Origin of the sequence: Haloplanus sp. HW8-1, from assembly GCF_023703795.1 — an archaeon.
GTDB lineage: Archaea > Halobacteriota > Halobacteria > Halobacteriales > Haloferacaceae > Haloplanus > Haloplanus pelagicus.
In genome coordinates, this window is the sequence record NZ_CP098518.1 from 232,748 (window position 1) to 251,020 (window position 18,273).

At 65.2% G+C, this 18,273-nt stretch carries 15 protein-coding genes and 1 tRNA gene; 12 read left to right on the plus strand and 4 right to left on the minus strand.

Features of this window, described 5'->3' with window-relative positions; all coding sequences use genetic code 11:
- Nucleotides 1–2: 2 nt before the first annotated feature.
- Complete coding sequence (gene pan1 / locus NBT82_RS01235) at nucleotides 3–1,217, minus strand: proteasome-activating nucleotidase Pan1 (RefSeq protein ID WP_251329778.1); 1,215 nt, start codon at nucleotides 1,215–1,217, stop codon at nucleotides 3–5.
- 145 nt (nucleotides 1,218–1,362) lie between these two features.
- Between pan1 and NBT82_RS01240 the strand changes: the two genes are divergently transcribed.
- The 4 genes from NBT82_RS01240 to rad50 are packed head-to-tail and all read left to right on the plus strand — an operon-like array spanning nucleotide 1,363 to nucleotide 5,897.
- Entirely contained in the window at nucleotides 1,363–1,623 is a 261-nt protein-coding gene (locus tag NBT82_RS01240) for a MarR family transcriptional regulator (protein WP_251329779.1), read from the plus strand.
- Between the two features lie 25 nt (nucleotides 1,624–1,648).
- Nucleotides 1,649–1,963, plus strand: a complete 315-nt coding sequence (locus NBT82_RS01245; RefSeq protein ID WP_251329780.1) for a DUF7966 family protein — start codon at nucleotides 1,649–1,651, stop codon at nucleotides 1,961–1,963.
- On the plus strand, nucleotides 1,960–3,234 hold the full coding sequence (gene mre11, locus NBT82_RS01250) for a DNA double-strand break repair protein Mre11 (RefSeq protein WP_251329781.1): 1,275 nt from the start codon (nucleotides 1,960–1,962) through the stop codon (nucleotides 3,232–3,234). The genes NBT82_RS01245 and mre11 overlap by 4 nt, the downstream gene beginning before the upstream one ends.
- Nucleotides 3,231–5,897 (plus strand): DNA double-strand break repair ATPase Rad50, encoded by a 2,667-nt coding sequence (gene rad50, locus NBT82_RS01255; RefSeq protein WP_251329782.1) that lies wholly within the window; start codon nucleotides 3,231–3,233, stop codon nucleotides 5,895–5,897. The genes mre11 and rad50 overlap by 4 nt, the downstream gene beginning before the upstream one ends.
- On the opposite strand, the gene NBT82_RS01260 is transcribed toward rad50, so the two are convergent.
- From NBT82_RS01260 to NBT82_RS01270, 3 genes are read right to left on the minus strand one after another with little or no spacing between them, the layout of a single operon-like run.
- Nucleotides 5,884–6,327: a DUF7346 family protein gene (locus tag NBT82_RS01260; RefSeq protein ID WP_251329783.1), complete on the minus strand. Its 444-nt coding sequence runs from the start codon at nucleotides 6,325–6,327 to the stop codon at nucleotides 5,884–5,886. The genes rad50 and NBT82_RS01260 overlap by 14 nt on opposite strands.
- Nucleotides 6,328–6,352: 25 nt before the next feature.
- Nucleotides 6,353–6,691 (minus strand): DUF7322 domain-containing protein, encoded by a 339-nt coding sequence (locus NBT82_RS01265; protein WP_251329784.1) that lies wholly within the window; start codon nucleotides 6,689–6,691, stop codon nucleotides 6,353–6,355.
- A 43-nt stretch (nucleotides 6,692–6,734) separates the two neighbouring features.
- Nucleotides 6,735–6,914 (minus strand): DUF7331 family protein, encoded by a 180-nt coding sequence (locus NBT82_RS01270; protein ID WP_251331320.1) that lies wholly within the window; start codon nucleotides 6,912–6,914, stop codon nucleotides 6,735–6,737.
- Nucleotides 6,915–7,020: 106 nt separating this feature from the next.
- Here NBT82_RS01270 and NBT82_RS01275 point away from each other — a divergent pair, with 106 nt between their 5' ends.
- The 8 genes from NBT82_RS01275 to NBT82_RS01310 all read left to right on the plus strand — a co-directional run bounded on the left by NBT82_RS01275 (nucleotide 7,021) and on the right by NBT82_RS01310 (nucleotide 18,002).
- Nucleotides 7,021–12,186 carry a DNA polymerase domain-containing protein gene (locus NBT82_RS01275; protein WP_251329785.1) on the plus strand — a complete coding sequence of 1,722 codons (5,166 nt, stop codon included), beginning with the start codon at nucleotides 7,021–7,023 and terminating at the stop codon, nucleotides 12,184–12,186.
- 104 nt (nucleotides 12,187–12,290) lie between these two features.
- Nucleotides 12,291–13,208, plus strand: coding sequence for an ABC transporter ATP-binding protein (locus NBT82_RS01280; RefSeq protein WP_251329786.1), 918 nt, complete (start codon nucleotides 12,291–12,293; stop codon nucleotides 13,206–13,208).
- Between the two features lie 52 nt (nucleotides 13,209–13,260).
- Complete coding sequence (gene sufB, locus NBT82_RS01285) at nucleotides 13,261–14,688, plus strand: Fe-S cluster assembly protein SufB (RefSeq protein ID WP_251329787.1); 1,428 nt, start codon at nucleotides 13,261–13,263, stop codon at nucleotides 14,686–14,688.
- A gap of 2 nt (nucleotides 14,689–14,690) precedes the next feature.
- Nucleotides 14,691–15,905, plus strand: coding sequence for a Fe-S cluster assembly protein SufD (gene sufD / locus NBT82_RS01290; RefSeq protein WP_251329788.1), 1,215 nt, complete (start codon nucleotides 14,691–14,693; stop codon nucleotides 15,903–15,905).
- A 91-nt stretch (nucleotides 15,906–15,996) separates the two neighbouring features.
- Nucleotides 15,997–16,491: a ferritin-like domain-containing protein gene (locus tag NBT82_RS01295; RefSeq protein WP_251329789.1), complete on the plus strand. Its 495-nt coding sequence runs from the start codon at nucleotides 15,997–15,999 to the stop codon at nucleotides 16,489–16,491.
- Nucleotides 16,492–16,493: 2 nt separating this feature from the next.
- Entirely contained in the window at nucleotides 16,494–16,928 is a 435-nt protein-coding gene (locus tag NBT82_RS01300; protein ID WP_251329790.1) for a metal-dependent transcriptional regulator, read from the plus strand.
- Nucleotides 16,929–17,033: 105 nt separating this feature from the next.
- A tRNA-Gln gene (locus NBT82_RS01305) sits at nucleotides 17,034–17,106 on the plus strand.
- Nucleotides 17,107–17,363: 257 nt separating this feature from the next.
- Nucleotides 17,364–18,002 (plus strand): RraA family protein, encoded by a 639-nt coding sequence (locus tag NBT82_RS01310; protein ID WP_251329791.1) that lies wholly within the window; start codon nucleotides 17,364–17,366, stop codon nucleotides 18,000–18,002.
- Nucleotides 18,003–18,273 lie beyond the last annotated feature (271 nt).

Here is an 18,273-nt window from a genome sequence, read left to right on the forward strand (position 1 = left end):
GTTCAGGCGAACGCTCGTGAGACGCTCTCGTCGGCCGACTCGGCGCTGATCTTCCCCCACGCGGAGACGAAGTCGTCCATGTAGATCTCGGTCCGGTCGTCGCGGATAGCGAACATCCCGGCCTCGGTGCAGACGGCCTTGATGTCGGCGCCCGAGGCGTCGTCGGCCATCTCGGCCAGTTCGCCGAAGTCGACGTCGTCGGCGACGTTCATATCGCGGGTGTGGATCCTGAAGATGATCTCGCGGCCCTCGTCGTCGGGTTTCGGCACTTCGATCAGGCGGTCGAAGCGCCCCGGACGGAGGATCGCGGGGTCGAGCATGTCGAAGCGGTTGGTGGCCGCGATGATACGGACCTCGCCGCGCTCCTCGAAGCCGTCCATCTCGGAGAGTAGTTGCATCATCGTCCGCTGGACCTCGGCGTCGCCGGAGGTCTTCGAGTCCGTCCGCTTCGACGCGATGGCGTCGATCTCGTCGATGAAGAGGACGGCCGGTTCGTTCTCGCGGGCCACCTCGAAGAGGTCGCGCACGAGTTTCGCGCCCTCGCCGATGAACTTGTGGACGAGTTCCGAGCCGGCCATCTTGATGAAGGTGGCGTCGGTCTGGTTGGCGACCGCCTTCGCGAGCATCGTCTTCCCGGTACCCGGCGGCCCGTGCAGGAGCACCCCCGAGGGTGGGTCGATACCGACGTCCTCGAACATCTCCGGCCGGTCGAGCGGCATCTCGACTGTCTCGCGAACCTCCTGCATCTGCTGGTCGAGTCCGCCGATGTCCGTGTATGTCACGTCAGGGCTGTGGTCCACCTGCATCACGCGGGCTCGCACGTCGGTCTCCTTGTCGAGGCGCTTGACCACCGAGAGGGAGTTGTTGACCGCGACTCGCGAGTCGGGTTCGAGGTCCGACCGCATCTCGTCGGTGACCTCCGTCAGCGCCTCCTGGTTGTTGCCGTGCTGTTTGATGATGACGCCCTCGTCGGTCAGTTCCTGGACCGTCGCGACGAACAGCGGCGACTGCTTGAGTTTCTTGTTCTCGTGTGTGAGACGCTCCAGTTTCTGCTGGTACTTGTTGTTCTCCGCGTTCGCATCCAGCAGTTTGTCGCGCATCTCCTCGTTCTGTCCCTCCAGCACGTCGAGTCGCTCGCGGAGGGCCTCGATTTTTTCCTGCTGCGACGTCGCCTCCTCGTCGTACGGGAGGTCGACATCGTCCACAGTATCGGTCATTGTCCGGTTTAAGGCGCAGACTCATAAGAGACTTCGGGTGAGTGCGGTCTTCGCCGCACGCCGCACGCCCGTCCCGCGATATTACCTGAAGGAATCAAACTCGATAGCAAATATTATCACCTTGTATTCGGGAATGTGTAGTAAGATGAGTACGACCGAGGCAGTCCCCCATGACGCGGAGTCGGACCGGTGGGCCGACGTACGTGACCTGCCGCCGAGTGCGAAACTCGTCGCGAAGGTGCTCGACTACAACGAGACGCTGAGCCAGAGTCAGTTGGCCGACGAGACGCTCCTGCCGCCGCGAACCGTCCGATACGCGCTGACGCGACTGGAGGACGCCGAGGTCGTCGAGTCGCGGTTCTCCTTTTCCGACGCGCGAAAGCGACTCTATTCGCTGAAGATTTAATCGGGAGCGGGAGCCATCCCGTGTCGTGACCGAAGACGTACGCGACGCACTCAGCGCGTTGGCGAGGGGCGAGTCCGCGGATCCGGCCGCCCGGACGATCGACGAGGCCGTTTCGGCGCTCGACGACGTGGCCGACCTCGCGGCGTTCGTCGACGACGACGGGGACGAACGACTGCGCCGCGCAGTCGAGGCCGCGGACCGGGCGGGCGACAGGGCGGCCGCCCGCCGGGGGCGACGGGCGCTCGCGACCATCGATCGCTGTCGGGACGCGGCGGCCGATCACTTTCGCTCCGGTCGCGGAACGGTTTTGTGGACCGGGGATCAACCCCCGGAGCAATGACACGGGTGATCCACACCGGCGACACCCACGTCGGCTACCGCCAGTATCACTCGCCGGAGCGCCGGCAGGACTTCCTCGACGCCTTCGAGGCGGTAATCGACGACGCGATCGGCTCCGCCGCCGACGGCGATGACGCCTCTTCCGCCGGCGGGCGGACGCCGTCCCTGGACGCCGTCGTTCACGCGGGTGATCTCTTCCACGACCGCCGTCCCGACCTCCCCGACCTCCTCGGCGTGCTCTCGGCGCTCCGCCGCCTCGCGGCCGCCGACGTGCCCTTCCTGGCCGTCGTCGGCAACCACGAGGCGACGCGCGGGAGCCAGTGGCTCGATCTCTTCTCGGATCTCGGACTGGCGACCCGTCTCGGCGACGAACCGACCGTCGTCGGCGACACCGCGTTCTACGGCCTCGATCACGTCCCCCGGTCCCGGCGCGACGCCCTCGACTACGACTTCGCCCCGCACGACGCGGACGCCGCCGCGCTGGTGGCCCACGGGCTGTTCACCCCCTTTGCCCACGCGGACTGGGACACAGAGACGGTGCTCGCGGAAGCGACCGTCGACTTCGACGCGATGTTGCTCGGCGACAACCACGTCCCCGACCGCGCGCAGGTCGACGGCACGTGGGTCACCTACTGCGGGTCGACCGAGCGGGCGAGTGCCGACGAGCGTGACGCACGCGGGTACAACCTCGTCGAGTTCGGGCGCGACGTGGGCGGCGACGAGACGGTCGACGTCCGGCGCCGATCGCTCGACACCCGCCCGTTCGTCTTCGTCGACGTGGAACTGGCCGCGGGCGAGGGGGTCGATCGGGTCCGCGAGCAGGTCCGCCAGCACGACCTGGCCGACGCGGTGACCGTGGTGTCGATCACCGGCGAGGGCGACCCCGTCACCCCCGCGGGGATCGAGGAGGCGGCGATCGAGGAGGGGACGCTCCTGGCGCGTGTGACCGACCACCGGGCGGTCGGCGGCGACGCGAGCGCCCCCGACGCGGAGGTCGAGTTCGGCGACCCCGACGCCGCCGTCCGTGAGCGTGTCCGCGAGATGGATCTCTCGACGACCGGTCGGCGCCTCGACGAGACGGTCCGAGACGAGGGACTGGCGGATGCGAACGTCCGCGACCGGGTCGCCTCCCTCGTCGCCGACGCCGTCGACGACGGCGCCCTCGACGCCGACACGGCCGACGATGCGGATGCGGACCCGACCGCGACGGCGGATCCCGAGAACGGGACGGCCGACCCCGACGACCAGGTGTCCATGGAGGACTTCCTGTGAGGTTCGATCGGATTCGCCTGCGGAACTTCCGGCCGTACGCCGACGCCGACCTCGACCTGCGCGACGGCGTGACGGTGATCCACGGGCTCAACGGGAGCGGCAAGTCGTCGCTGCTGGAGGCGTGTTTCTTCGCGCTCTACGGCTCGAAAGCGCTCCCGGGAACGCTCGACGAGGTGGTGACCAACGGCGCCGACGAGACGGAGATCGACCTGTGGTTCACCCACGACGGCGCGTCCTATCACGTCCACCGTCGTCTCCGACAGTCCGGGGACCGGACCTCGACTGCGGACTGTACCCTCGACGGCCCGGACGTGACCGTGGAGGGGGCTCGGGACGTCCGTGGCTTCGTCGCCGACCTGCTCCGCATGGACGCCGAGGCGTTCGTCAACTGTGCGTACGTTCGACAGGGAGAGGTAAACCAGCTCATCAACGCCTCGCCGGACCAACGACAGGACGTGATCGACGACCTCCTGCAGTTGGGGCGTCTGGAGGAGTACCGCGAACGCGCCGCGACCGCCCGGTTGGGAGTCGAGGACGTCCGCTCGGAAAAGCGGGGTGAACTCAGCAAGGTGGCGTCACAGATCGAGGCGAAGGAAGCCGAGAACCTCCACGGCCGACTCGACGACCTGGAGACCGATCTTTCGGACGTGAACGACCGCATCGACCGGTACGAGCAGCAACGCGAGAAGGCCGAGCGCACCAAAGACGAGGCGGAGGCGATCCTCGAGGAACACGAGACGAAACGGGAGCGCCTCGACGAGGTCGAGGCCGAGATCGAGGAGCTAGAGGCGTCGATCCGGGAGGCCGAGTCCGAACGCGAGACGCGTCGCGAGCGGATCCGCGAGGCCCGCGAGCGGATCGACGAACTCGAAGCGGCGATCGACGAGCGCCTCGACGCGGCGGGGCTCGACGGGGCGACGACCTCGGCGATCGAGCGGCGACGCGAAGAACTGACGGCGCGCGAGGAGTCCGTCCGCGAGGCGCGCACGGAGGCGAACGCGTCGGCGACGGGGCTGGACAACCAGGCGACGAACCTCGCGGAGAAGGCCGAGGATCTGATCGACCGCGCCGACCGCGCCGACGAGCGGGCCGCGGAGTCGCGCGAGGCGGCGCGGGCGGCCGAGGAGTCCGCCGAGGAACACGAGAGCCGGATCGAGGAGCTCGCTGCGGAGGAAGCCGACTTGGTCGCCGCGTTCGAGGACGCGCCGGTCGCACGCGGCGAGGCCGCGGACCGGCGTGCGGACCTCCGCGAGCGTCGCGCCGAGGCCCGGGAACGGGTCGCGGAACTCGACGCGACGCTCTCGTCGGTCCGGGAACGGGTCGCGGAGGCCGAGGAGTTGCTGGCGGCCGGGAAATGTCCGGAGTGTGGACAGCCGGTCGAGGACTCGCCACACGCCGACCGGATCGAGGAGGACCGCGGGCGGGTCGCGGAACTGGAGGCCGACCTGGCGACCGCCCGGGAGCGCGTCGCCGACCTCGACGACCGGATCGAGACCCTGGCCGACCTGATCGAGGCGGAGACGCGGCTGTCCGATATCGAGGACGAGCGCGATCGGCTCGAAGACCGCGCAGCGGAGCACCGTGAGGAGGCGACGACCCACCGCGAGACGGCCGCCGAACACGAGTCGGAGGCAGCCGACCTGCGAGAACGGGCGGCCGAGACCCGGGAGGTCGCGGCGGAGAAACGCGAGGAGGCGGCCGAGGCCGACGACCGGGTCGAGGAGCTGACGACCGAACTGGAGACCATCGCGGAGACGCGCGACCGGATCGACGCCGTCGAGTCGCGACTGGATCGCGTCGCGGACCGGGACGACGAGATCGACCGCCTCCGCGAGGAGGCGACGCGGATCGAGGAGGCGAACGACGAGCGCCGCGAGCGACTGGCCGAGAAGCGGGCGGGTCGTGACGAGTTGCGGGAGGCCGTCGACGAGGATGCCATCGAGGCGGCCCGGAAGAACAAGCGAAACGCCGTAGAGTATCTCTCGGACGTGGACGAGGAACTCGATCGGCTGGCCGAGCGGCGCGACGACCTCCAGGCAGAGATCGGCGGGGTTCGGAACGAACTGGAGGCACTGGAGACGCTTCGAGCGGAGCGAGACGCGCTCGCCGACCGTGTCGAGGCCCTCGACGACCTCCACGAGGAGGCCGAGCGTCTCGAAGCCATGTACGGCGACCTGCGGGCCGAACTCCGCCAGCGGAACGTCGAGACGCTCGAACGGCTGCTGAACGAGACGTTCGATCTGGTGTACGGCAACGACGCCTACGCCCGCCTGCGACTCGACGGCGACTACGAACTCTCGGTGGTCCAGAAGGACGGGAGCGAACTCGACCCGACCCAGCTATCCGGCGGGGAGCGAGCGCTGTTCAACCTCAGCCTGCGGTGTGCGATCTACCGGCTGCTGGCCGAGGGCATCGACGGTGCGGCGCCGATGCCGCCGCTCATCCTCGACGAACCCACCGTCTTCCTCGACGCCGGTCACGTCTCGCGGCTGGTGGACCTCGTCGAGGAGATGCGCGATCTGGGGGTGGCCCAGATCGTGATCGTCAGCCACGACGAGGAACTCGTCGGTGCGGCCGACGACCTCGTGCGCGTCGAGAAGGATCCCCGAACCAACCGATCGACGGTGTCGCGGTCGCGACCGGCGGTCGTCACCGAGGACTGACTCGGTCGCCCTCACGGAGTGTCTCGACCGCCTCTCGCGTCGTCTCGGTCGCCTCGTAGCCACGCTCGCCGGCGACCCGTGCCTCCGCGATCAGGCCGGCCGCCCGAAACTCCGCGAGCAGTCCGTGGAGATCACTCTCACAGAGATCGTAGGCGTCGAGGAGCGTCCGGACCGCGACCGGACCGCGATCCACGAGTTCGACGAGGAGGCCGAGGGCACGGTCGTTCGGCGTCGCGGTGAGGACTCGTCGCACCGCCGGGGGGACCGCCCCCGCGGCAGTCGTCAGCGGTGCGGTTCCGTCGTCGACGGACAACTCGTCGTTCGACACGTAGCGTTCGGCCCCGGTCTCGGGGTCGCGGACGAGACTCGACTCCGACGACCGCTTCACGAGCAGATAGCGATCTCCGTCGTCGTCCCGGACGGTTCGCATGGTCGGCGCGAGGTGGGCCGTGGAGTTAGGGGTTCCGCTCGGACGGGTCCTCGTGGTCGTCCCGGCCCTGGAAGATGCGGTAGAGGTGGTACACGCGGAGACCGGCGAGGAGTCCGATCAGGACGACCCCGGCACCGACGGTCCACTGTCCCCTGAAGAACGCGAGCATCGGGCCGAAGGCGAGACAGAACACCGCCACGTTGGCCATGAGTACGCTCCGCCAGAACAGCCCCCGGATCTCGGGATCGACGTCGCTGGGGTCGGTGTCGGGCGACGGGGCGGTCGGCGGATCGGGGCCGAGTCGCGCCGCCCGCTCTTCGGGCCCGAGGTCGTCGGCGTCGTCGCCCTGCGGATCGACCGGCACGCTCGGAGGGAGCGAACGTGACGGCAAAAGGGTTCGGTTGTCCTCAGGCGAGTTCGTGGATCGGTACCGCCGCCGACGATTCGACCCACGCGAGCGGGTTCTCGGCGTCGTAAAGCACCGTCCCGTCTTCGACTTCGTACGCCTCGACGGTGTCGATTCCGTCGTGATCCGGACGGCGTTCGTCAGTACTGTCCCACCGGCCTGCGTCGACGTGGTCGGACATCGTCACGGAGCTTGGTATGGGATGACATGGTATATGTCTTTTCGTCGTGGCAGCGTTTCCGGGCGGAGTGACTGGGTTTTTATCGGGGAGCGTCGAAGTGGGCGGCATGGAACAGGCGGAGCTCACCGGGTCCTGGGGGACCGACGACGCCGACAGACCGGAGGCGGAGGCCGTCGCCGTCGCCGGGGACGTCGGGCAGTCGGTCGCCGAAGTCGTCGACGCCGCGGACCTGAAGTTTCCCGACCCCGAGGGGACCGTCGACCTCGCGGTCACGCAGGTCGACTACACGATCGAGGGACAGGGGTCCGACGAGTACCCCGTCGTCCACGTGTTCGGGCGGACGCCCGACGGCGACGCCGAACACGTCCGCGTCCTCGGGTTCGAACCGTACTTCTACGCGCCGACGGCGAGTCTCGACGACGACGACCTGGACCGCGACGTGATCACGCGAACGGAGACCGGCTACGAGAGCATCCGCGGCGAGCAACTGACGAAGATCTGTACGCAGACGCCGCGGGACGTCGGGCAGATCCGCGACGAGTTCGACCACTTCGAGGCGGACATCCTCTTTCCGAACCGCCTGCTGATCGACAAGGACATCGGCGGGGGCGTTCGCGTCCCGGTCCGCAGGCTGGAGAGCGGGGCGATCCAGGTCCCCCACGACGAACTGGTCGCGGTCGATCCGCCCGAGACCGACCTCCGGGTGAACACGTTCGACATCGAGGTCGACGACCGCTCCGGCTTCCCCGAGGACGGCGAGGAGCCCATCGTCTGTCTCACCAGCCACGACTCCCACGAGGACGAGTACGTCGCGTGGCTGTACGATCCTGGTACGGGAGTGACACCACCGGAAGCGCTCGACGAGTACCAACCCTTCCGGGACGACATCGAAGCCGACGTGCGTGTTTTCGAGACTGAGGAGGCCATGCTGGACTCGTACGTCGACTACATCGAGCGCGTAACCGACCCGGACGTGATCACCGGCTGGAACTGTCTTCCCGGTGACGCTCGGGTTCTTTTGGCCGACGGCACGGAGCGAGTCATCCGAGACGTACAGGTCGGCGATACGGTCGTCGGCAACGAGGACCAACGGACGACCGTCGCGGAAGTGACCGACAAGTGGAAGAGTGAGAAGCCGGTCCTCGAGTTTGACCTCGCCGATGGGACGTCGCTTCGGTCGTCGAGCGAACATCGAATCATGATCGGCGACGACGACTCCGTCGACTGGAAAGAAGGCGGGGATGTCGAACCGGGGGAGTACGTTCTCAAACCCAGAAAGCTGACCGTCGAGGACGAGACCGTTCCGGCGCTTTCGGAGCTGGTTCCGATCGAAAACCAGCGATTCGCCGATACCGACGCCGTCAGGTCGTTCAAAGAGACGCTCCCGCACGGCGCGGTCTCCGACCTCGCGGACCAGTTCGACCTCGCGACGGGAACTCTCTACCACCCGAGGACGGACGTGTGGACGCCGAAGCGATGCTCGATCGCAGCCGAGGAGTTCGACGTCCCGCTTCCGGATGGGGGTCGGACGTATCGTCGTACCCGTGCCGATCTCGACAGACAACTCACCGAACGGGAGGCGTATCTCGCTGGACTCGTCCTGACGGACGGAACGATGTCGCTCGACGATGGAGTTCGGTTTTACAACACTCGAACGGAACTGCACGATCAGTTCGCCGATGAGAACGAGTTACTGCCCGACGGGACGGGTTGTTACGCGCAGAACGTCCTCGATTACGCGATGTTGCACGCGTTCAACGGCCTTGGAATCCCGTTCGGTGACAAAAACGACGGCCCTGTCGATCTCTCGACGGTGTACGAACTACCCGAGGAGTACATCGCCCGGTTCCTTGCGGGCGTCATCGATGGCGACGGCAACGTCTCAGACTCGGTTACGGTCGCAGCGGAAAACCGATCCATCGGCAGATGGTACGCCAAGCTGTTCCGACGACTCGGCGTCTACGCCCACCAGCGGGAGAACGTCGTTCGGATTCCCGATGCCGAGCGTGACCTCGAGCGACTGAAGGAAACCGTTCTCCCGCATATGTGTCACTCGGAGAAATCACGGGCACTTTCGAACCTCAGTGGGGGTACAAGCGGACGGACGGAAGACATCCCGTACGCCCTCTTCGAGGCCGAATCCGGCAGTGACGCTCGGCGTATCGCTCGGGACAAGCACCGGCGAGACATCGCGCTCAAGCGTCACGAAACGACCGTCGAGGCGTGGGAAGAGTACGTCTTCGTGGCCGTCGAGAACGTCGAACAGGTGGGGACCGAAACGACCTACGACATCGAGACAACCACACACAACTTCGTCGCCGACGACTGTCTCGTTCACAACTGTGACGACTTCGACGCGCCGTATCTCATCGACCGGATGGAGGAACTGCAGGGGCCCCACCACGAGTACGACCTGAACCCCGAACGACTCTCCCGGATCGACGAGGTGTGGCGCAGCGACTGGGGCGGCCCCACGATCAAAGGTCGGGTCGTCTTCGACCTCCTCTATGCCTACAAGCGCACGCAGTTCACCGAACTGGAGTCCTATCGCCTCGACGCGGTGGGCGAACAGGAACTCGGGGCGGGCAAGGAGCGGTACACCGGCGACATCGGCGACCTCTGGGAGGAGGACCCGACGCGGCTGCTGGAGTACAACCTCCGCGACGTGGAGCTCTGTGTCGAACTCGACCGCAAGCGCGACATCATCTCTTTCTGGGACGAGGTGCGGACGTTCGTCGGGTGCAAACTGGAGGACGCCCCCACGCCGGGCGACGCCGTCGACGTGTACGTCCTGCACAAGGTCCACGGGAACTTCGCGCTCCCCTCGAAAGGGCGGGCCGACGCCGAGGACTACGAGGGTGGCGCGGTGTTCGATCCGATCACCGGGATCAAGGAAAACGTAAGTGTTCTAGATTTGAAAAGTTTGTATCCCATGTGCATGGTGACCATCAACGCCTCCCCGGAGACGAAAGTCGACCCCGAGGACTACGCCGACGACACCTACCGCGCCCCCAACGGCACCCACTTCAGGAAGGAACCGGACGGCGTCATCCGGGAGATGGTCGACGAGTTGCTGGCGGAACGGGAACAAAAGAAGGCCGAGCGCAACGACCACGACCCCGACAGTCAGGCGTACGAGCAGTACGACCGACAGCAGCAAGCTGTCAAGGTTATTATGAACTGCTTCACGTCCGACACCGACGTGTTGACGCCCAACGGCGTCCGGAACATCCGAGACCTCGAAGTCGGCGACGACGTGTACTCGATCGACCCCGAGACGATGCGGATGGAGACCAAGCTGGTGACCGAGACGCACGCGTATCCGGAGTACCGGGGCGATCTCGTCGACGTCGAGACGAGCAAGGTCGACTTCAGCGTCACGCCGAACCACCGGATGCTCGTCCGGAAGGACGACACCAACGGCGTCTCGTGGGACGAGTTCCGGTTCGTCGAGGCCGGCGACCTGAACGAGTCGTCACACTACGAACTGCCTCACGGTTGGGGGTTCTCGCATCAGGATGCGCTTGGAGAGACGATGGACGTGATCGACCTTGTGCGCGAACACACGGATGTTGACATCACGCTATCCGACGGAGGGACGAAAGCCGCCGCGAAGTACGGAACGCCAAACGTTTCTGACCGTGTTGAGACTGATGCGTTCCTCGAATTCCTCGCTTGGTACATCACAGAGGGGAGTCTCTACGAGGCAGACACCGCAAACTATCGAGTGAAGATCGCACAGGAGGAGCAGACAGAACGTGAACGAATTGCAAACCTCGTGGAACAGTTCGTCGATTACTACTACGCCGACGATCGCTCGGTTAGCTTTTCGAGTCGCCTTTGGTCGGCGTTGCTAGGGGAACTGTGTGGCCGGGAGAGCGAAACCAAACGAATTCCTGAACTGGTATTTGAGGCTAGCCGCGAGCAAAAGGAACTATTTCTCGATACGCTCATCGCGGGCGACGGTGACCGTCAGGTGAACAGTTGGCGCTACTCAACGGTAAGTGACCAATTACGCGACGACGTGCTCCGCCTTTGTGCCCACCTGGGCTTGACCGCGAGCTACAACCGTGACAGCGGGACGTGGCGCATCTACTGCACCGAGAACGCCAAGAACAGTATCCGGATGCATCGCTCGGGCGGGCGAAGCACCGCCGACGACGGCGTCTACTGTGTTACTGTTGCGGACAATAATACGCTCCTCGCCGGTCGTAATGGGAAATTCCAATTCGTTGGTAATTCACTGTACGGCGTTCTCGGATGGGACCGCTTCCGCCTCTACGACCGCGAGATGGGCGCGGCCGTCACCGCCACCGGCCGCGAGGTCATCGAGCACACCCAGTCGGCCGCCAACGACGTGGGCTACGAGGTGGCCTACGGCGACACCGATTCAGTCATGTTAGAAATCGGAGAGGAAGCCGTTGCCGAGGAGGTTCCCGACGAGGTCCGGGAGGCCCACCCCGACGCCGACGAGTCGGATCTCCGACAGATCACTGGCGCCATCGAGACGGGCTACGAACTCGAGGAGAGCATCAACGACTCCTACGACGAGTTCGCACTGGAGGAACTCAACGCCCACGAGCACCGCTTCCAGATCGAGTTCGAGAAGCTCTACCGGCGGTTCTTCCAGGCGGGCAAGAAAAAGCGGTACGCGGGCCACATCGTCTGGAAGGAGGGCAAACACGTCGACGACATCGACATCACGGGCTTCGAGTACAAGCGCTCGGACATCGCACCCATCACCAAGGCGGTCCAGCGCCGCGTCATCGAGATGATCGTCACGGGCGAGGACGTCGACGACGTCGAGGAGTACGTCCACGACGTCATCGAGGACTTCGAGGCCGGAAACGTCGACCTGAACGACGTGGGCATCCCGGGTGGCATCGGGAAACGCCTGACGGCCTACGATACGGACACGGCACAGGTCAGGGGGGCGAAATACGCCAACCACCTCCTCGGCACCAACTTCCAGCGGGGGAGCAAGCCGAAGCGACTGTACCTGAAGAAGGTTCACCCCGAATTCTTCCGACGGCTGGAAGCGGAAGAGGGGTTCGACCCACAGAGCGACGCCCTCTACGGCGAGTTCAAGCGCGATCCGGACGTGATCTGTTTCGAGTACGCCGACCAGATCCCCGACGCCTTCGAGATCGACTGGGACAAGATGCTGGAAAAGACGCTCAAGGGACCGATCGCCCGAATCATCGAGGCGCTCGATCTCTCGTGGGACGAGGTGAAAAGCGGTCAGCGACAGACCGGACTCGGTCAGTTCTGAAAGGCGAGTTCGTCTTATCGAAATATTCGTTGTGGTTGGCGAAACTCGAAGGGGGAGAATGCGTAAGTATTATGCGTGTTACACCCCAGTCGTTCCGTAGGGAAATGGCTACATTACAGATCACCAATCTTCACGCGAAAGTCGCAGAAGAGGGCGGCGAGAGCATCCTTCGCGGCGTCGACCTGTCGGTCGAGTCGGGCGAAATCCACGCTCTGATGGGGCCGAACGGCTCGGGGAAGTCGACGATGGCGAAGGTGATCGCCGGGCACCCCGCCTACGAGGTCACCGACGGCGAGATCACGCTGCTCCTCGACGACGCCGACGTGGCCGACATCGACGAGGACGTACCCGCGGAGATGCGGGAGTGGGATCTGCTCGCCCTCGAACCCAACGAGCGCGCGGCGCTCGGTATCTTCCTCGGCTTCCAGTATCCGGCCGAGATCGAGGGCGTCACCATGACGAACTTCCTCCGGCAGGCGCTCAACGCCAAACACGAGGAGCGCGAGGAACTGTTCGAAGAGGACGACGACGCCGACGTCGACGAGGACGACGAGGCGGGCTACGACACCTCCCCGATGGAGGGCGAGGCCGACGACGGTGAGATCGGCGTCGCCGAGTTCCAGCAGCTCCTGAAAGGAAAGATGGAACTGCTGGACATGGACGAGAAGTTCGCCCAGCGATACCTCAACGCCGGCTTCTCCGGCGGCGAGAAGAAACAGAACGAGGTACTCCAGGCGGCGATCCTCGAACCCTCGATCGCGGTGCTCGACGAGATCGACTCCGGGCTGGACATCGACCGCCTGCAGGACGTCTCCGAGGGGATCAACGCCCTCCGCGACGAGCAGGGGACGGGCGTCCTTCAGATCACACACTACCAGCGTATCCTCGATTACGTCGAACCGGATCACGTGCACGTGATGATCGACGGTGAGATCGCACAGAGCGGCGGTGCGGATCTGGCGAAGAAACTCGAGGACGAGGGCTACGACTGGGTCCGCGAGCAGGTCTACGAAGCGGCGTAACGTGAATAGTTTACGCACAAGCATATAAGCAAACAGGATTAACAACACACGTATGAGCTCAAACGAGGATCTTAAAGACACCAACACCGAAGCCCGCTTCGAGTTCAAGAAAGAGGAGCGCTCGTCGTTCCAGGCCGAGAAGGGGTTGACCGAGGAGACGATCCGGGTTATCTCCGAGGACAAAGGTGAGCCGGAGTGGATGTTGAAGCGACGACTCCGGGCGCTCGAACAGTTCCAGGAGATGCCGATGCCGACCGACTGGCCCGGTCAACCCGACCTCTCCGAGGTCGACGTGAACGAGATCGTCCCGTACATCCGACCGGACGTCGAGACACGCGAGAGCGTCGACGACTGGACGGATCTGCCCGAGGACATCAAGGACACCTTCGACAAACTGGGGATTCCGGAAGCCGAGAAGAACGCCCTCTCGGGTGTCGGCGCCCAGTACGAGTCCGAGGTCGTCTACCAGAACATGCAGGAGCGCTGGGAGGAGAAAGGCGTCGTCTTCTGTAACATGGACGAGGCGGTCCAGGAACACGAGGATCTGGTCCGGGAACACTTCATGACGAAGTGCGTCCCGCCGAGCGACAACAAGTTCGCGGCGCTCCACGGTGCCATCTGGTCCGGCGGGTCGTTCGTCTACGTCCCCGAGGACACGGTCGTCGAGATGCCCGTACAGGCGTACTTCCGGATGAACTCCGAGGGGATGGGGCAGTTCGAGCACACGCTCATCATCGCCGAGGAAGGCTCGGAAGTGCACTACATCGAGGGCTGTTCGGCGCCGAAGTACTCGGCGTTCAACCTCCACTCCGGGGGCGTCGAGGTGTTCGTCGGCGAGGACGCACACGTCCAGTACTCCACGGTGCAGAACTGGTCGAAGAACACGTACAACCTGAACACGAAGCGTGCGCTCGTCGAGGCCGACGGACGGATGGAGTGGATTTCGGGATCGATGGGGTCGAAGGCGACGATGCTGTACCCGTCGACGGTGCTGAAGGGTCGCGGCGCGTCGGACAACCACATCACCATCGCGTTCGCGGGCGAGGGCCAGAACATCGACACGGGCGCGAAGGTGTACCACAACGCGCCGAACACGAAATCGACGATCGAGTCCAAATCCATCAGCAAGGACGGGGGCCGCACCAACTACCGTGGCCTGGTCCACATCGCGGACGGCGCGTCCAACTCCTCGACGTCGGTCGAGTGTGACGCGCTGATGTTCGACAACGAGAGTACGTCGGACACGATGCCGTACATGGAGATCAACGAGTCGACGGTGGACGTTGCCCACGAGGCGACCGTCGGCAAGATCGGCGACGAGGACGTGTTCTACCTGCAGAGTCGAGGGTTGGACGACGACGACGCCAAGCAGATGATCGTCTCGGGGTTCATCGAGCCGATCACGGAGGAACTGCCCATCGAGTACGCGGTCGAACTCAACCGTCTCGTCGAACTCGAGATGGAGGGGAGTCTCGGATAATCATGAGCACGCAGGTACCAGCAGATCTCTCGGAGGCGACCGTTCACGAGATCGCCGACAGCCGAGACGAACCGGACTGGCTCCGCGAGACGCGACTGAAGGCGCTGACGGCCATGGACGATCTGGAGATGCCCGACGTCATCCAGACGCCCGGCCGTCGGTGGACGAACCTCGACCAACTCGACTTCGACGAGTTGGCCGACCCGCTGAACCAGTCCGACGACACCGAACGCGTCACCGCCGAGGGCGTCGAGGTGCTCTCTTTTGCCGAGGCGATGGAGGAGCGCCCCGAACTCCTCGAAGCGAAGTTCGGCTCCGTGATCGAACCGGAGACGAACTACCTGACTGCGCTGTCGGTTGCCCTCTTTACCACGGGCACGCTCATCTACGTCCCCGAGGGCGTCGACGCCGAAGACGTGACCATTCGGACGACGATGAACTCCCGGTCGCTGTTCAGCCACACTCTCGTCGTCACGGAGGACACCTCGTCGGTGACGATCCTCGAACGGATCGACTCCGGCGACGCGGACGTCGAGGGGGCGCGCTACCACAGCAACCTCGTCGAGGTCGACGCGGGCGAGAACGGCTACGTCCAGTACGGCTCGCTCCAGACGCTCGACGAGGAGACGTACAACGTCACGCTCAAGCGCGGCGACGCCGACGTCTACGCCACCATCGATTGGATCGAGGGGAACCTTGGCTCCCGGCTGACCCGCTCGGACATCGAGACGGAACTCAACGGCGATAGCTCCGAGACGCAGATCGTCGGAGCCTTCTTCGGCCACGACGACCAGCATTTCGACGTGAACGCGCGGGTCTGGCACCAGGCCGAACACACCACGGCCGACCTCGTCACCCGCGGCGTCCTCGACGACACTGCTCGATCGGTGTACGAGGGCGTTCAAGACGTGGGTCGCGAGGCGTGGGACACCAGCTCCTACCAGCGCGAGAACACGCTCATGCTGAGCGACGACAGCGAGGCCGACGCTTCGCCGAAGCTCATCATCAACAACCACGACACCGAGGCCTCCCACTCGGCGACGGTCGGCCAGGTCGACCGCGAGGATCTGTTCTATCTCACCTCGCGGACGATCCCCGAACAGGACGCCCGAAACATGCTCGTCGAAGGCTTCTTCGTGCCCGTCCTCGAGGAGATCGAGGTCGAGGAACTCCGCGAAGCGCTCGAATCGCGGGTCGCGGCCCGGCTCCGCGAGTAGGCCGCCGCAGGGAACGGCTTAAGTTCCCCTCTCCCCGATTGCCCCGTATGACCGTCCGACCCAAACGCATACCGAGGTGGCATCCGCTCGCATGAGCGTCAGCCACCGGGTCGGGTCCGATCATCAACTCGCCCGTCTCCTCCAGATCGGGATCGTCCTCGAGGAGGTCGTCGAGGCGCGGGCCCACCATCACTACCAGTCGCTCGACGCCGACCGGACGCTCGATCCCGAGATCGAAGCGCTCCTGGCCGACGCCGCCGAGGAGTCGGCCACCCACCGCGAGCGACTGGAGGCGGTGATCGCCGACCTCGACGCGGAGTCCATCCCCTTCGAGGACATCGAGACGCTCGTCGAGGCACAGTACGCCCAGACGAAGCCCGACGACTTCGACGGCGTTCTCTACGATCAGCTCTGTAACGAGGAGACGGCGTACAAGTTCTACGACGACCTCGTATCGGCGATCGAGGCCAGCGACGCCCGGTTCTCCGTGGACCGGGACCGACTGCTCGACGTGTTGCGGTCGATCCGTGAGGAGGAGGCCGACGGCGTCGAAGAGGTGACGAAAATCATGGAGAAACGCGATTAGCGATGAACACGGCAGACCAGTACCTCAAGGCGATCTATCTGATCCAGGAGATGGAGGACGGTCCGGCGGCGACGGGGGCGCTCGCGGACATGCTCGACGTGAGCCCCGCCAGCGCCAACGAGATGATCGGCAAACTCGAGGCCCGAGAACTTGCGGAACACGAGAAGTACAAGGGCGTCCGCCTTACCGACGAGGGAATCGCCCGGGCCCGTGACGCACTCCAGACGTACTGCATCATCGAGCGGTTCCTCGCGAACGTCCTCGACGTTGAGGACTTCCAGGGAGAGGCCCGCGAACTCGAAGCCGTCATCGACGATACGGTCGCCGACCGTCTCGACACGATCATCGACCGAAATCCGAACTGTCCGGACTGCTTCGACGCCGAGACCGACGCCTGCCGCGAACTCGAAGTCGAGTGTGAACCCCCGGCCGACTGACGGCGCGAAAGACGGGATTTATACGTGACGGCTGCCGAACGTCGAGACGACGTTCCGTGGTGGCGAAGGGAACGGCCCCCGAGTCTCGCGGGACGGCGGATCGGAAGTCCCGTGGTGTAGCGGCCAATCATCTGGGCCTTTGGAGCCCAGGACGGCGGTTCGAATCCGCCCGGGACTATTCTGCTGCGACCGGACGTGAGCAGCGAATAGCGGACGGTGGATTCGATCCCAGAGGACGCGAGGATTCGTGTCCTCGCGGTTCGAATCCGCCCGGGACTATCGTGTGCCGAACAACCCCGTGAGGCGCCGATATCTTCAGCGGTTCGAACCCCGCCGACTTCGGTCGCTTCGCTCCCTTGTCGTCTGGTTCGAATCCGCGCGCGACGCTGACGTTCGAGGTTCGCATTTTTGTACGAGGCGCTCGTCCGGAGGGGTATGGACGCCGAGCCAGTCGCTCCGGCGGTGCTCGACCGGCTAGAGAAGTGTTCGACGGCCGCGATAGCCGACACGAAACACGAGGGTGTGGCAACGCTCTCCCCCGAAATCAAGCCGATTCACACCGACTGTGCGTTCGCCGGAACGGTGCGGACGGTCGTGCTCGATCCGTCGGCGCTGTGGGCGCCCGTCCGGACTCTCGACACGGCGCGCGAAGACGACGTCGTCGTGGCCGCGATCGGCGACAGCGCCGACGAGGCCGTCTGGGGCGAGTTGCTCTCGACGTACGCGGTCACGAACGGCGTGCGGGGGATGGTCACCGACGGCGCCGTGCGGGACGTCGCCGGGATACGTGACGCCGGCTTCCCCGTCTTCGCGCGGGCGGTCACGCCGCGCGGACCGAGCGGGGACGAGGAAGTGGCACGGAACGTCGAGGTCACCGTCGGCGGCGTACGGATCGCCCCAGGGGACGTCCTCGTCGGCGACGAATCCGGCGTGGTCGCCATCGAGGGCGATGCCGTCGAGGCGGTCGTCTCGGCCGCCGAGGCGGTCGCCGAGACGGAAGGGCAGGTGGCGCGCTTGATCGACGACGGGCGGTCCCTCGGAGGGGCCTTCGAGGACGCCGGACTGGGCGGATAGCCCCCATCGACGAACGCACCGATAGGATCGTTCCCCGACTCCGTCGTACGGCCACGTGTTGGACGTCTGATTGATCGGTCCCCGTGACATCACCGACGGGTCGGCGTGACGGGTGCACTCTCCGTCTGGCCGATGGCTGAGTCCGTCGAATCCACGGGACCAGCCCGATCACGTCCGCCGTCGTCGTCGGTCCGCTTCGATCGGAATCACCGAGACCATCCCCGGTATGGAGCACGTCGTCTCGGGCCGTGGCCGACACGATCGACGACGA

Coding starts and splice junctions, on each gene's coding strand:
- NBT82_RS01240 (WP_251329779.1), top strand. CDS start 1,363: ATGAGTACGACCGAGGCAGTCCCCCATGACGCGGAGTCGGACCGGTGG.
- NBT82_RS01270 (WP_251331320.1), bottom strand. CDS start 6,914: ATGTCCGACCACGTCGACGCAGGCCGGTGGGACAGTACTGACGAACGC.
- NBT82_RS01300 (WP_251329790.1), top strand. CDS start 16,494: ATGAACACGGCAGACCAGTACCTCAAGGCGATCTATCTGATCCAGGAG.
- pan1 (WP_251329778.1), bottom strand. CDS start 1,217: ATGACCGATACTGTGGACGATGTCGACCTCCCGTACGACGAGGAGGCG.
- NBT82_RS01310 (WP_251329791.1), top strand. CDS start 17,364: ATGGACGCCGAGCCAGTCGCTCCGGCGGTGCTCGACCGGCTAGAGAAG.
- mre11 (WP_251329781.1), top strand. CDS start 1,960: ATGACACGGGTGATCCACACCGGCGACACCCACGTCGGCTACCGCCAG.
- NBT82_RS01280 (WP_251329786.1), top strand. CDS start 12,291: ATGGCTACATTACAGATCACCAATCTTCACGCGAAAGTCGCAGAAGAG.
- NBT82_RS01295 (WP_251329789.1), top strand. CDS start 15,997: ATGAGCGTCAGCCACCGGGTCGGGTCCGATCATCAACTCGCCCGTCTC.
- sufD (WP_251329788.1), top strand. CDS start 14,691: ATGAGCACGCAGGTACCAGCAGATCTCTCGGAGGCGACCGTTCACGAG.
- sufB (WP_251329787.1), top strand. CDS start 13,261: ATGAGCTCAAACGAGGATCTTAAAGACACCAACACCGAAGCCCGCTTC.
- NBT82_RS01275 (WP_251329785.1), top strand. CDS start 7,021: ATGGAACAGGCGGAGCTCACCGGGTCCTGGGGGACCGACGACGCCGAC.
- NBT82_RS01260 (WP_251329783.1), bottom strand. CDS start 6,327: ATGCGAACCGTCCGGGACGACGACGGAGATCGCTATCTGCTCGTGAAG.